This window comes from Halobacterium noricense, assembly GCF_021233435.1.
Classification (GTDB): domain Archaea; phylum Halobacteriota; class Halobacteria; order Halobacteriales; family Halobacteriaceae; genus Halobacterium; species Halobacterium noricense.
Genome location: NZ_CP089468.1, coordinates 959,723 through 973,194 on the forward strand (window position 1 = coordinate 959,723; position 13,472 = coordinate 973,194).

Sequence of the window (13,472 nt, forward strand, 5' to 3'; positions counted from 1 at the left end):
CGCGACGGTTGTCCGGATATTTCCGGAAAACAAGCCCAAACACAAACCACGATGGCACACAAGAAAGAAGAGTGGAAGGCCGAGCAGTACGGTGACGAAGTCAGAGCACGGCTCGAGGAGTTCGCCGAGCGCGGTTGGGAGGCGATTCCCGAGGAGGAACACGACGAGTGGTTCTCCCGGTTCAAGTTCTGGGGGGTGTTCCACCAGCGCGGCGGCCAGGAGAGCTACTTCATGATGCGGTTGACCAACTGCGGCGGCGTCCTCGAACCCGACCAACTCCGGGCCATCGGCGAGGTCGCCCGCGACTACGCGCAGGGGCCCGCCGAGAACCCCGAATTCGGGAACGGGTGGATCGACCTCACGACCCGCCAGTCCATCCAACTGCACTGGCTCAAACTCGAGGACATCCCCGAAATCTGGGAGAAACTCGAAGCCGTCGGCGTCTCCTCGCGCTCGGCGGGCGGGGACACGATGCGCAACATCTCGGGCTGTCCGGTCGCCGGGAAAGCAGAGGAGTACGTCGAGAGCCGCGAACTCCTGGACGAGATTCAGGACGGCATCCGCGGGGACGACGACCTCGCGAACATGCCCCGGAAGTTCAACATCTCGGTGACGGGCTGCCGGCAGGGCTGCGCGCAGGACGCGCTCAACGACATCGGCCTCGAACCCGCGCACAAATTCGTCGACACCGATGAGCAGAGCTCATCGAGCAATCGGGAATCACAGATTCCCGATAATGGGGAGGAGGTCGAGGGCTTCAACGTCCGCGCCGGCGGCGGGCTCGGCGGCCGCGAGCCTCGCGCCGCACGCCCGCTGGACATCTTCGTCACGCGCGACCAGGCCTACGACACCGTTCGCGCGTTCGTCGAACTGTACCACGAGGAGGGCAACCGCGAGAACCGCTCGAAGAACCGCGGGCGCTTCTTCGTCGACGAGTGGGGCACCGACGAGATTCGCGAGGCGCTCGACGAGCGCCTGGATTTCGACCTCGAATCCGCGGGCACCGACTTCCGCGGCGAGTACACGTACAACGCCGGCAAGCCGTCCGAGCGCGGCGCACACGACCACGTCGGCGTCTACGACCAGACGGACGGGCAGAACTACGTCGGAATCAGCGTCGCCCTCGGGCGGCTGCGCGCCGACGAAGCAATCGAACTTGCGGACCTCGCCGACGAGTACGGCAGCGGGGAAGTCCGCTTGACGCGCCGGCAGAACCCCATCATCACGGACGTCGCGGACGAGGACCTCGACGACCTGCTCGCGGAGCCGCTGCTGGACAAACACGAGCCCGAGCCCAACCCCTTCGAGCAGGGCGCGATGGCCTGCACGGGCACGGAGTTCTGCTCGCTCGCGCTCACGGAGACGAAGGCGCGGATGGCGCGGTTGCTGCGCTGGCTCGGGGACAACGTCGAGGTCCCCGACGACGTCGACCGCATCAAGATGCACTTCTCGGGCTGCACCGCGGACTGCGGGCAGGCGATGACCGCGGACATCGGCCTGCAGGGGATGCGCGCACGCAAGGACGGCGAGATGGTCGAAGCTGTCGACGTCGGCGTCGGCGGCGGCGTCGGCGAGGAGCCGACGTTCATCGACTGGGTGCGCCAGCGCGTTCCCGCCGACGAACTCCCGGGAATGATTGCGAACCTCGTGCGGGCGTTCGCCGCGCTCCGCGAGGACGGCCAGACGTTCCGCGAGTGGGTGGAGGCGACCGGCCACGAGACTATCGTCGAACTCGCGGAACCCGAGGAAGTCGAGGGGTACACCGACCCCTGCCTCTACGACGCCAAGCAGTCCTGGTACCCGTTCGCGGAGGGAGACAGTCCGGCACCGACCGCCCCAGACGGCACGCCGCTGGCCACCGAGAGCGATGACTGACGACGCGACGGTGTCGACGGCGCCGATGGACGTCGCCCCCGAACTGTTCCCGGCGAACACCGACCACTCCGCCGAGGTGGACGACGCGTGAGTGAGCCGGTCCAGACCACGTGCATGCGGTGTGCGGTCGGCTGCGGCCACCTGACCGACCGCGTGGACGCCGGCTACGGCATCGGGACGGTGCGCGGTGACGTCACTCACCCCGTCAACCGCGGGCTGGCGTGCTCGCGCGGCGTCGAGGAGACGAAATCCCCCGAGGGCACGTGGTTGACGCGCCCACTCGTACGGATGGACGGCGACCTCCAGCCGACGACGTGGGACGTGGCGCTCTCGCACATCGCCAACGAGTTCGGGGCAGCCCTCGACCGCGACCACGACAGCGTCGCCGTGCTCGGGAGCGGCCAGCAGACCAACGAGGCGGCGTACGCGCTCGGCAAACTCGCACGCGGCGGGTTCGGCACGCGCTACTACGACGCCAACACCACGCTCTGCATGGCGAGCGCGGTCACCGCCTACTACGACGCGTTCGGCAGCGACGCGCCGCCGTGCACGTACGACGACATCGAGGACGCGAAGACGCACGTCGTCTGGGGCGCGAACCCGGCGGTCGCCCACCCGGTGATGTTCCGCTGGATCTCCGAGAGCGCGACCGCCGACGACAGCGAACTCGTAGTCGTGGACCCGGTCGGCACGAAGACCGCCCAGGGAGCCGACGAACACGTCGCGCTCGAACCGGGGACGGACCTCGCGCTCGCGCGGGCCGTGCTCGCTCGCGTCGTCGAACGCGGCGACGTCGACGAGGAGTTCGTCGAGGAGGCGACGACGGGGTTCGAGGAGTTACGCGGCGACCTCCCGGACCCGAAGGCGGCAGCAGCGACTGCCGATGTCGATATGGAGACGGTGGACAAACTCGCTGACGCCTTCCAGGAGGAGACGCTCGTCTACTGGGGGATGGGCGTCAACCAGAGCACACAGGGGACGGAGACGGCGGGCGCGCTCGTGGACCTCTGTCTCGCGACCGGGAACCTCGGTCCCGGTACCGGGCCGTTCTCGCTGACCGGGCAGGCGAATTCGATGGGCACGCGCGTGTGTTCCTCGAAGGGCTCGTGGCCGGGAATGCGGTCGTTCACGGACCCGGACGAGCGTCAGGTCGTCGCAGAGGCGTGGAACGTCCCGGTCGAACGGCTCCCCGACGACCCCGGACCGGGGCCGGTCGGCCTCGTGAACGCCATCGACGACGGGCCGGTCGAGGTTGTCTGGACGGTCGCGACGAACCCCGCGGCGGGCCTGCCGGACGCCTCCGCAGCGCGCGAACACCTCGAAGACGCGTTCCTCGTCGCGCAGGACGCCTTCCACACCGAGACCACGGAACTCGCGGACGTCGTGTTGCCGGCGGCGACGTGGGGCGAGTCCTCGGGGACGGCGGTGAACATGGAGCGCCGCGTCTCCCGCATCCGGCCAGCGTCGGACCTCGTGCCGGACGTCCGCACCGACCTCGACATCATCACGACCATCGGCGAGCTGCTCGTGCCCGGACTCCTCGGCGACCCCGACCCCCGGGACATCTTCGACGAACTCGCGGCGCTCACCGCGGGCACGCTGGCGGACCTCTCGGGCATCAGTTACGCGCGCCTCGACGACCAGCAAGCGGTCAGGTGGCCCGCGCCGGACGCCGTCTCGGAGGGCGGCTACCGCTACTACGACGACGGCGATTGGTCGTTCCCGACGCCCTCCGGGAAAGCCCGGTTCTCCACGGGACGCCACGAGGGCCTCCCGGAGCCGACCAACGAGACGTACCCGCTGACGCTGACGACCGCCCGCGAGGCGGACGGTTACAACACGGGCGTGCGCTCACGGGGCGAGGACGCGCCAGCGAACCCGCTCGCGCGAATCAACCCCGAGACCATCGAAGCCGCCGACATCTCGGCGGACGCCGACGTCGCGGTCGTCGAATCTCGCCGCGCGAACGTCCCCGTCCGCGTGGAGGTCGACGATGCCGTGCCCACGGGCCTCGTCTGGCTGCCGATTCACCACCCGGAGACGAACGCGCTGACGCTCCCCGAGACCGACCCCCGCTCGGACGAGCCGAACTTCAAGCAGTGCGCGGTGCGCGTGCGGCCGGTCACCGACGAGGCGGTCGCGGGCACGCTTGGGGACGCGGAGGCGCCCGCCGACGACTGACGTTCCCGCGGGCTGGGAGCGTGGGCAATCTGCTTTTGGCAGCGCCGCGAACGCCACTCCATGAACGAGGTTACGGAGACGCGGTACATCGCAGCGCCACCCGACGCCGTCCGGGACGCGATGGCGGACGTGGAAGCGTTCGTCGAGTCCGCCGGGTTCGACGACGTGGCAGTCGACGGGGAGACGATTCGCGTGGCTAACCAAGTGGGTCTCGCGGAAATCGAACTGGAACTCGTCGCCGTCGAACGCGAGGGCGCGGACGTCGCCCACGAGCAACGCGACGGCATCTTCGAGGAGATGTGGACGACGTACACCGTCGAACCACGCGCGGGCGGCGACGAGGCCGAAGTCACGGCGCACACAGAGTTCGCGCTCGACGTCCCGCTCGTCGGTGACGTCCTCGACGCGACGGTCATTAAGCGGCAGCGCCGCAAGGAACTGAACGCGCAACTGGACTGGCTAGAGGCAGAGGCCTAACTTTCGTTCCCGACGCCGAACGAAGAACCCGCATTATCAACTACTGGGAACCCGGACGAACTCGTTCGGGACAACTTCCTCCGAGGGTGCGTCACGACGCTCCACTATGTCGGGTGACGCGAACGACGGGAGCGCGCCGTGGCCCCAGCAACTGCTCGACAGCGAGTGGCTGCTGGCGGGCGCGGCCATCCTGTACTTCATGGTGTCGTACGTCCTGTGGGGTGTAATCGACATTTTCACCGTTCCCGCGGGGTGACACGATGGGCAACGACGACCACTCCCCGCTGGAGTCGCCGGAGGGCCACTGGTGGAACCAGTCAGTCAACCGCCGGGAGTCCATCTGGCTGGGCGTCTCGGGCGCGTGGGCGGTGTCGATGTTCGGCTGGATGCTCGGCTGGACGCAGGTCGGCGAACAGAACCAGACCGGGCAGACCTACGAGGTGAGCACGGAGCGCTTCCGGCAGAAGGTCCAGTCGTTCAAGGAGGCGGCGGGCACGCTGGAAGTCGACGGCGAGGAACTGCTCGTGCCGGACGGCAACGACGTCTACGTCGGCGCGCTCCAGTGGGCGTGGGACGGCCTCCCGGTCGTCCTGCGACCGGGCGAGACGTACAAGTTCCACCTCGGCTCCTACGACGTCCAGCACGGCTTCGGGGTACGCCCGGAAGGGAACCTCAGCAAGCAGATTTCACTCCAGATTCTCCCGGGCTACGAGTGGGTCGTGGAGATGTCCTTCGACGAGACGGGCACCTACCACGTCGTCTGCAACGAGTTCTGCGGTGTCGGCCACCGCTCGATGCACGGGACGTTCGTCGTGCAGGACCACGAGCCCGTCGAGACCGGCAGCGGCGGCAGCGAGACCTCGAACGCTGCCTACGACGGCTGGTTCACGAGCGACGCGCGCGGCGGCGCGACAGATTTCGACGGCGAGCCGACCGACGCCACCGACCAGAGCGAGGTCACCGTCGAGGTCGGGGCAGACGACAACGGCGGGCCGTACGCGTTCGCGCCGACGGCGGTCCAGGTGTCGTCGGGGACGATGGTGACCTTCGAGTGGGTGTCGGACAACCACAACGTCCTCGTGGAGTCCCAGCCCGACGGCGCGGGCTGGCAGGGCGTCGAGTCCTTCGAAAACGAGGGGTACAGTGAGTCGTTCACGTTCGACGAGCAGGGCGTCTACGAGTACTACTGCGAGCCCCACGTCGCCATGGGGATGAAGGGCGTCGTGGAGGTGGTCTGAGATGTTCGGCTTGAGCACGTTCGACTACGACGAGGACGGCTTCCGGGAGTGCGGCGTCACGGGGCTGACGGTCCACAAGTCTGCCGAGGACCTCGTGAAACTGTTCGGCGTGACCGCCATCGTCTCGCTGGCGGTCGGCGGCGCGTTCGCGCTCACGGTCGCGCTCACGCGCTGGGAGGCCATCGGCTTCCTCGATCCCGGGCAGTACTACCGGTTCACGAGCCTGCACGCGTGGTTCATGATTCTGTTCTGGATGGTGTTCATGGAAATCGCCATCCTCTACGTCGGCGGGCCGTTCGTCCTCGGCCGCAAGCTCTCACTGCCGCGATTGGGCTGGGCGGGCTACGGCATCATGCTGACCGGCGGCGCGCTCGCCGTCTTCAGCATCGCGACCTACGACCTCCCAAACCAGGCGCCGTTCTACACGTCGTACGTCCCGTTGCCGTCGCCCGCGCCGTACTTCGCGGGCGCCGTGCTCTTCCTGCTCGGCGCGCTCGTCGCCGCCGTCCCGTTCTTCGTGACGCTGTGGCACGAGAAGCGCGAGCACCCCAGCAAGACGCTGCCGCTCATCACGTTCGGCGCGTTCATCACGGGCGTCATCGCCCTCGAAGCGCTCGTCGGCGGCATCACCGCGCTCACGCCCGCGTTCCTCTGGCGCATCGGCTTCCTCGAACACCTCGACGCGGCGTGGTACCGACAGATGTTCTGGACCATCGGCCACGGCAGCCAGCAAATCAACCTGCTGGCGATGATTACGGTCTGGTACTTCATGACCCACGTCATCGGCGGCGCCGAGGTCGCCTCCGAGAAGATCTCCCGCATCGCGTTCGTGCTCTACCTCTTCTTCATCAACCTCGGCGCCGCCCACCACCTGATGTCCGACCCCGCGCTGTCGTCGTCGTGGCGCATGTGGAACACCTCCTACGCCGCCTACGGCGCGGTCGTCGCGTCGATGATTCACGCGTTCGCCATCCCCGCGGGCCTCGAAGCCGGCCGCCGGCGGAAGGGCGCGGGCGGCGGCCTGTTCGGCTGGCTGTGGTCCGCGCCGTGGAAGGACCCCGGGTTCTCCTCGACGATTCTCTCCATCATCCTGTTCGGGTTCCTCGGCGGCATCACGGGCGTGATGATGGGGCAGATGCAGCTCAACATGAGCTGGCACAACAACCTCGCCGTCCCCGGCCACTTCCACGCCACCGTCGTCACCGGCACCACGCTGGCGTTCATGGGGCTGGCGTACTACGTGCTCCGGCTGGTGTTCGGCCGCGACTGGTTCGCCAGCCGGCTCGCCTCGATACAGCCGTTCTTCTACGGCGGCGCGATGGCCGTCGTCTGCCTGATGATGATGTACCTCGGCCTCCTGTTCGGCGTGCCGCGCCGCCACCCCTCCGTGATGGACATCCCCGGGACGGCGTTCGACTTCTCGCCGTCGGAGCCGTTCTTCGTGGTGTTCGGCATCGCGGCCATTCTCTCTGTCGTCGGCGGCGCGCTGTTCGTCGTCGTCGCCGTCGGCACGCTGCTCGCCGGCGGCACGTTCACGCCACCAATCGTTGAGGACCGCGCCATCTCGCCAGTCAGCGGGGACGCCGCGCCGCCACACGAGCAGAGCATGCGCGGGACGTTCGTGCTCGTGCTCGTGTTCTTCGCGGTGTTCGTCGTGCTGTACGCGCTGAACTGGTTCCTGCTCTCGCAGGTCTGGGAAATCGGGGCCTGACCGCGCGCAAATATATTCGGGACAACCCCCACCGGCCGCGACCGCCAACCACGACACAGGGTGATGCGCCGTGGCTAATCCGACCGAGACGTCGCCGTCCGCGCTCGCCGTCGTCACCAGCGCCGTCCGCAACGGCTGGCGGACCGCCAAGACCGTCTACTACGCGAATTCGGTGAGTTGGCGGGTGTTGAAGAGCGGCGCGCTCCTCTTCCTCGGGTTCTTCCTGTGGGCGGGGTCGAACGTCCTCCAGTCGTACGTCGGCTGGCGCGTCCTCGACTACACGATGGCGTACGGGTTCGTCGTGCTGGTCTACGGGCCGGCCCATCACCTCGTCGTGATTCCGCTGGCGTTGCGCTGGCGGCGGTCGTCGGGGCTGCGCCAGCGCGTCGGGAAGCGCTTGCCGACAGCGATGCTGGCGGTGTTCCTCGCGGTCGTCCTGATTTCGGGGACGTTCCCGGCGGGTGCGATGACCGTGGGCTTCGGGGCGGCAATCGGGACGTCCGACAGCGCGACGGCCGCCCAGCCGGAGTTGGCGTGTACGACGGAGTCTGGCGGCGAAACCGTCGCCTGCGAGGTCACGAACGCCGAGCGCGTGGACCGCGTGGTCGTCACGAGCGCGGGCGACCAGTTGCTCGCGGTCGACGACCCGCCGTACGAGTTCACCGTCGAGGCGGCGAATGTCGAGTCGACGATGGACCGCGAGCAGTTCCGCGTCCACCTCTACGACGAGAACGGGAACCTCGTGCGGCAGTACACGCGCCGGCTCTCGACTATCGGGCTGAACTAGTCCGCAGGCTGGGACGGCGCGCCGTCGGCGAATCGCCGGAGTTCGGTTCTGATGGCGCGCCACTTCGCGGCGAGGAAGCCCGCGAGGATGAATACGAAGCCGGTCGCGGTGGTTACGGTCACTTCCTGGCCGAGGACGAGCCAGCCCGCCAGCGCCGCGAACACCGGAATCACGTACTCGATGAAGCTCATCTCGATGGGGCCGAGGTCGTCCAGGAGCGTGAAGTACAGCAGGAAGCCGCCGGCACCGGCGACGGCGGCGAGGTACGCGATAGCGCCCAGCGCGGCGGGCGTCCACGTCGCGGCCGCGAACGACTGGCTGGGGAGCGCGAGCACGGCGACGTGGAGGACGAGCGCGCCGACGGCCATCATCCACGCCTGTGTCGCGAGGAACGGCAGCGACGGATTTCGGCTGTGCGTGAGGACGGCCGCGAGCGCGAACGCGAGTGCGGAGGCGAGCACGAGCGCGACGCCGAGCACGCCGTCGGCAAGGTTCGCGGGGTCGGGATTCGCGATGACGACGACGCCGGCGAACCCGAGCACGACGCCCAGCGCGGTCGCCGCGGTGAACTCCTCGTCGGTGGAGACCAGACGGGTGAGCGCGGGCGTCACGACCGGGATGAGCCCGAGGAGGACGGCGGCGACGCCGCCGGCGACGTACTGCTGGCCGGCGAACAGGAACGCGTGATGGACGCCAATCGTGAGCGCGCCGCCGACGAGCACGTAGACGTAGTCGTCGCGAGTGCGCGGGCGGACCTCGGTGCCGGAGACGAGGACAGCGGCGAACAACAGCGCGGCGGCGACGTCGAAACGGACGGCCGCGAACGGTACAGCCGGGAGGTCAGCGAGGCCGACATCCGTCGCCATGAACGCCGTCCCCCAGATGGCGGCCAGCAGCAAGTACTTGCCCGTGGTCCGGTAGCGACCCATTCACGAGGAGGTCGCCGCCCGACGGGGATATGTGCGTCGAACCGGGCGGATCACCCGAGCGCTCGAACGCGCGCTGCGACCGAGAGCTGGTGCCACTCCGGGACGCCGACGAGACGCAGTTCGACCCCGCCCGGGGCGCTGCTGCGTTCCAAATCGGGACCGTGCCCGTCTTCGCCGCCGCGCCGCTGTTCGGGACGCTCGACGTCACCGAGGCTGCGGGCATCGATTCGCTGCGCGAGCGCTCCGTGGAATTGACGCACTACCTCGTCGGGCTCGTGGACGAACGGGTCCCCGAGTGTGAAATTGGGACGCCCCGCGGGGCCGAGCGCCGCGGCGGCCACGTCGCCGTCGAACACCCCGACGCCGGAAAACTCAGCCGCGCGCTCCGCGACCGGGGCATCGTCGTGGACTTCCGCCCGCCGAACGTCGTCCGCGTCGCACCCTCCCCGTACTTCGTCGGCTTCGAGGACGTCTGGCTCGCCGTCGACGAACTCCGCGAAATTCTGGACGCGGACGCCCACCACGCGTACGGCGAGAGCGACGAACAGGTGACCTGACGCCTACACCCGGAACTCGAAGCGCGCGCCGCCGTCCTCGCTCTCCGTGACGCTGGGCGTCCAACCGTGGGCTTCCGCGATGTTCTTCACGATGGCAAGCCCGAACCCGGTGCCCTCGTCGTTTCTCGTCTCGCCGTACTCGAAGACGCGCTCGCGGCGCTCGGGCGGGATGCCGCGGCCGTCGTCCTCCACGAAGAAGCCCGGCTCGCCAGCGAGGCGGCCGACGGACACGGCCACGTCGCTGCCCCCGTGTTCGACCGAATTCCGAAACAGGTTCTCTAGGAGCGAGCCGAACCGCGAGGGGTCGGCTTCCAGCGTGGCGTCGTCGGCGACGTCGAGGGTGGCGTCTGCAGTGTCGACGTTCGCCCACGCGTCGGCGGCGGCGTCCGAGAGCGACAGTTCGCGGACGTCGTCGAGGCTGCGGCCGTGGCGCGCGAGCGCGAGCACGCTCTCGATGATTTCGTGCATGCGGTCCAACGACGCGTCCATGCGCTCGAAATACTCGCCGTCGCCGGTCTGCTCGGCGAGTTCGAGGTAGCCGCGGGCGACGTTGAGGGGGTTGCGGAGGTCGTGGCTGACGATGCTCGCGAACTCCTCCAGGCGGTCGTTCTGCCGTTCGAGTTCGCGCTCGTGTTCCTTCCGGTCGGTGATGTCCGTGTACATCGCGTAGCCGTGGATGTTCGGCTCGTCGAGGCGGAACGGCACGACGTCCAGCAGGAAGTCGCGGGGGCCGTCGGCGGTCTCGCGGCGGACTTCGACGTTGATGTTCCGGCCGTCGAAGAGCTTCTGGTTGTACTCGTCGGCCTCCGCCTGCGCGTCGGCGGGGATGATGTAGTCGTCGATGTTCTCGCCGACGAGTTCGGCCTCGCTGTAGCCGAACACGTCCTCGAAGGCGGGGTTGACCGCGCGCACGATGGGTTCGTCGTCCTCCACGACGAAACTCGCCGTGGGGCTGGGGACGTTCTCGAACAGCGCCGCGAGCCGGCTGTGTTCGTGGCGCAGGTCGGCTTCGCGGCGGCGGAGCTGGCGGATGTGCTCGGCACGGTCGAGGGCGGCTTCGGCGTTCGTCGCGAGCACGCGCACGAGGTCGTGGTCGGTGCCGTCGAAGCTTCCGGCTTCGGTCGCGCCAATCATCAAGACGCCGTGGTCGCCCAGCGGATGGATGATTTCCTCGCGGATGACCGTCTCGGGATTGTGGACGTTGGGCTGCCTGTGGACGTCCGTGAACGTCTCGGGCTCGCCGGCGTCGTAGACGTCCCACGCGAGGCTCTCACCGGCCTCGAAGGTCGGCGGCGTGTCGCCGGTGACGGGGTCGGAAACTGACGCCGGCCGGAGTTCGTCGGCGTCTGTGGCGGCGTAGAACACGCCGACGTACGGGAGTTCGAGGAGGTCGTCGGCGGCCTCCACGATGACCGCGGCGATGCCGTCGCGGTCGTTCTCCACGAGCATCCGCCGGGTCGCGTCGTGGAGCCCGGTGAGGGTGTGTTCGCGGTGGCGCTGCTCGGTGACATCGCTGACGACCGCGAACGCGTCGGGGCCGTCCTGGTGGAGGAACTGCTTGACCGTGACCTCGAAGATGCGGCCGTCGCCGGCGAACCCGGCCTCGAACGTCTTCGCGCCGTTCCCGGGGACGAACTGCTCGGGGTGTGCGTCGAAGCACGCGGCCAGCGACTTCCCGCGGAGGTTGGCTTCGTCGGTGCCGACGACGCGCTCGGCGGCGTCGTTGACGAGGCGGACTTCGGTGTCGCCGTCGGCGGTGACGTCGTAGAGGATGAGCGCGTCGTCGTTCTGCTCGAACAGTTCCCGGAAGCGCGCTTCGCTCTCGCGGAGGTCGCGCTGCGAACGGATGCGCTGGACGGCCTGGTAGGCGTGGGAGGCGAGCAGCTCCGCGAGTTCGACGTCGTCCTCGTCGAAGCCGTCGGGTTCGTCCATGCCCGCCTGAAAGACGCCGATGTCGCCGATTGGGATGCTGACGACGGACTGCGGCGCGCCGACTGGCGGGTCCGTGACGCGGGGGTCCTCGTGGACGTCCGCGACTAACTGGGGTTCGCCCGTGCGGTAGGTCTCGCCGGCGATGCCCTCGTCGGTGGGGATGCCGTCGACGCTCGGCGGGCGGCCGCTCCACGACCGCACGGCCAACATTCCGTTGGTCTCGGTCTCGACGACGGCAGAGGAGAAGTCGAACGCCGCCTCCGCGGCGTCTGCCATCGCGTCGTAGACCACTTCCACGTCGTCGGCGCTCGCCACTTCGGTGGCGTACGAGAGGAGGTCGCTCCGGTGGTCGCGGTCACTCGTCATCGGCGGAGAGCCGGCGGAACAGGACTTCGTAGTCGTCCTCGTCGAACTCGTTGACGACGTCGTTAAGCCGGCTCCGGAGGTCGTCGAGGCGGTCTTCGAGCGCTTCGAACTCCGCCGATTCGGTGACGCTCGGGTCGTTGGATTCGGTGAGTAACGCGTGTTTCCGGGCGGCGGCGAAGTACTGCTGGACGGTCTCGTCGTAGGCCGAGCGGCGGAGGAGGCGGTTGACGGTTTCGCGGAGGGTTTCGCGGTCGACGGGCTTGCGGAGGTAGTCGTCGAAGCCGAGGTCGACGATGTCGAGTTCGGGTTCGACGGCGGTCACCATCGCCACCCGGCAGTCGAGGCCGCGCTCGCGGATGGTGTCGAGGACGTCGTCGCCGGAGACGCCCGGCATCTGTCGGTCCAGCAGGACCGCGTCGACGTCCTCGCCGAGGGCGGCGAGGGCAGCTTCGCCGTCGTAGGCGGTTTCGACGGTGTATCGGTCACGGAGCCAGATGGCGTAGAGGTCGGCGAGTCCCTCCTCGTCGTCGACGACTAGCACTGTGGCTTCGTCGGCACTCGCGTCGTCCGTACCTTTCTCTGTCATAGTTGTCCGCGCACCGCGGGTCTGGCAAACCTTCGACGTGTACCTATTTATCATTTGTTGGTGCCAGTATTTTTGGCAAGCCTAAAATAACGCGGCGTCCTACCGGCTGCCATGTCCGAGTCGGACGCCGCGTACACGCTCAACGACGTCACCGTCGTCATGGGAACGTACAACGAGGAAGCCGCAATCGCGACCGTCCTCGAAGACATCGACGATGTCACCGACGGCCGCACGGACGTCGTCTGCGTCGACAGTTCGTCCGACCGAACGCCCGAAATCGCACGCGAGCACGGTGCTCGCGTCGTCGAACAGGAACCGCTCGGCTACGGCGTCGCCGTCCGCTCGGCGCTGTACGAGGCCGACACCGAGGTCGTCGTCACGACCGACTGCGACGACACCTACCCGATGGAGCGCATCCCGGACTTCCTCGAATACGTCAACGAGGGCTACGACGTCGTCAGCGGCGACCGCCTCTACTGGGGGGCCGACGAGATGCCCGCCGTCAATCGCCTCGGCAACGCCACGTTCGCCGCCATCGCGTCGCTGTTCGTCGGCGAGCACGTCCACGACACCACCACGGGGATGCGCGCGTACCGCCGCGACGTCATCGAGGCCATCGACTGGACGCAGAACACCGGTCTCTCCGCGGAACTGCTGATTCGGCCGCTCTGCCGGGACTACGACGTCGTCGAGGTCCCCATCGAGTACGACGAGCGCCTCGGCGAGACGAAACTCGATCCGCTGGAGGGTGGCGCCGAAATCATGGGCTCGATTCTGAAGGTCTGTGCGGAGGAACGGCTGGGCGGGCTGCTCGCGTAAACCTACGGTGAGTC

Annotated in this window: 11 protein-coding genes and 1 pseudogene; 9 read left to right on the forward strand and 3 right to left on the reverse strand. The window is 68.3% G+C overall.

Annotated elements, in window-relative coordinates; all coding sequences use genetic code 11:
- Positions 1–51: 51 nt before the first annotated feature.
- From LT974_RS05285 to LT974_RS05315, 7 genes are all read left to right on the forward strand, one after another.
- Positions 52–1,875, forward strand: coding sequence for a nitrite/sulfite reductase (locus LT974_RS05285; protein ID WP_232589648.1), 1,824 nt, complete (start codon positions 52–54; stop codon positions 1,873–1,875).
- Positions 1,876–1,962: 87 nt separating this feature from the next.
- Entirely contained in the window at positions 1,963–4,056 is a 2,094-nt protein-coding gene (gene nasA, locus LT974_RS05290; protein ID WP_269785448.1) for an assimilatory nitrate reductase NasA, read from the forward strand.
- Positions 4,057–4,116: 60 nt separating this feature from the next.
- Positions 4,117–4,533: an SRPBCC family protein gene (locus LT974_RS05295; RefSeq protein ID WP_232589649.1), complete on the forward strand. Its 417-nt coding sequence runs from the start codon at positions 4,117–4,119 to the stop codon at positions 4,531–4,533.
- Positions 4,534–4,639: 106 nt separating this feature from the next.
- Complete coding sequence (locus tag LT974_RS05300; protein WP_230888577.1) at positions 4,640–4,789, forward strand: hypothetical protein; 150 nt, start codon at positions 4,640–4,642, stop codon at positions 4,787–4,789.
- A 4-nt stretch (positions 4,790–4,793) separates the two neighbouring features.
- Positions 4,794–5,771: a plastocyanin/azurin family copper-binding protein gene (locus LT974_RS05305; RefSeq protein ID WP_232589650.1), complete on the forward strand. Its 978-nt coding sequence runs from the start codon at positions 4,794–4,796 to the stop codon at positions 5,769–5,771.
- A gap of 1 nt (position 5,772) precedes the next feature.
- Positions 5,773–7,482: a cytochrome c oxidase subunit I gene (locus LT974_RS05310; protein WP_232589651.1), complete on the forward strand. Its 1,710-nt coding sequence runs from the start codon at positions 5,773–5,775 to the stop codon at positions 7,480–7,482.
- A gap of 70 nt (positions 7,483–7,552) precedes the next feature.
- Positions 7,553–8,269 (forward strand): hypothetical protein, encoded by a 717-nt coding sequence (locus LT974_RS05315; protein WP_232589652.1) that lies wholly within the window; start codon positions 7,553–7,555, stop codon positions 8,267–8,269.
- Here LT974_RS05315 and LT974_RS05320 read toward each other — a convergent pair.
- Positions 8,266–9,198 carry a DMT family transporter gene (locus LT974_RS05320; protein WP_232589653.1) on the reverse strand — a complete coding sequence of 311 codons (933 nt, stop codon included), beginning with the start codon at positions 9,196–9,198 and terminating at the stop codon, positions 8,266–8,268. The genes LT974_RS05315 and LT974_RS05320 overlap by 4 nt on opposite strands.
- Positions 9,199–9,308: 110 nt before the next feature.
- On the opposite strand from LT974_RS05320, the pseudogene LT974_RS05325 reads away from it, so the two are divergent.
- Positions 9,309–9,755: pseudogene (locus LT974_RS05325) on the forward strand (kynureninase/PvdN C-terminal domain-containing protein); the annotation flags it as partial.
- A 3-nt stretch (positions 9,756–9,758) separates the two neighbouring features.
- Here LT974_RS05325 and LT974_RS05330 read toward each other — a convergent pair.
- Both LT974_RS05330 and LT974_RS05335 read right to left on the reverse strand, forming a co-directional pair.
- Positions 9,759–12,053, reverse strand: coding sequence for a PAS domain S-box protein (locus LT974_RS05330; protein ID WP_232589655.1), 2,295 nt, complete (start codon positions 12,051–12,053; stop codon positions 9,759–9,761).
- Positions 12,043–12,639: a response regulator gene (locus tag LT974_RS05335; RefSeq protein ID WP_232589657.1), complete on the reverse strand. Its 597-nt coding sequence runs from the start codon at positions 12,637–12,639 to the stop codon at positions 12,043–12,045. The genes LT974_RS05330 and LT974_RS05335 overlap by 11 nt, the downstream gene beginning before the upstream one ends.
- 111 nt (positions 12,640–12,750) lie before the next feature.
- Here LT974_RS05335 and LT974_RS05340 point away from each other — a divergent pair, with 111 nt between their 5' ends.
- Entirely contained in the window at positions 12,751–13,458 is a 708-nt protein-coding gene (locus LT974_RS05340) for a dolichyl-phosphate hexose transferase (protein WP_232589658.1), read from the forward strand.
- Positions 13,459–13,472: the final 14 nt, after the last annotated feature.

What these genes read in the sequence shown, in the direction of transcription:
- LT974_RS05340 (WP_232589658.1), top strand. Translation starts at nt 12,751, where the DNA reads ATGTCCGAGTCGGACGCCGCGTACACGCTCAACGACGTCACCGTCGTC.
- LT974_RS05320 (WP_232589653.1), bottom strand. Translation starts at nt 9,198, where the DNA reads ATGGGTCGCTACCGGACCACGGGCAAGTACTTGCTGCTGGCCGCCATC.
- LT974_RS05335 (WP_232589657.1), bottom strand. Translation starts at nt 12,639, where the DNA reads ATGACAGAGAAAGGTACGGACGACGCGAGTGCCGACGAAGCCACAGTG.
- LT974_RS05295 (WP_232589649.1), top strand. Translation starts at nt 4,117, where the DNA reads ATGAACGAGGTTACGGAGACGCGGTACATCGCAGCGCCACCCGACGCC.
- LT974_RS05330 (WP_232589655.1), bottom strand. Translation starts at nt 12,053, where the DNA reads ATGACGAGTGACCGCGACCACCGGAGCGACCTCCTCTCGTACGCCACC.
- LT974_RS05300 (WP_230888577.1), top strand. Translation starts at nt 4,640, where the DNA reads ATGTCGGGTGACGCGAACGACGGGAGCGCGCCGTGGCCCCAGCAACTG.
- LT974_RS05310 (WP_232589651.1), top strand. Translation starts at nt 5,773, where the DNA reads ATGTTCGGCTTGAGCACGTTCGACTACGACGAGGACGGCTTCCGGGAG.
- LT974_RS05285 (WP_232589648.1), top strand. Translation starts at nt 52, where the DNA reads ATGGCACACAAGAAAGAAGAGTGGAAGGCCGAGCAGTACGGTGACGAA.
- LT974_RS05305 (WP_232589650.1), top strand. Translation starts at nt 4,794, where the DNA reads ATGGGCAACGACGACCACTCCCCGCTGGAGTCGCCGGAGGGCCACTGG.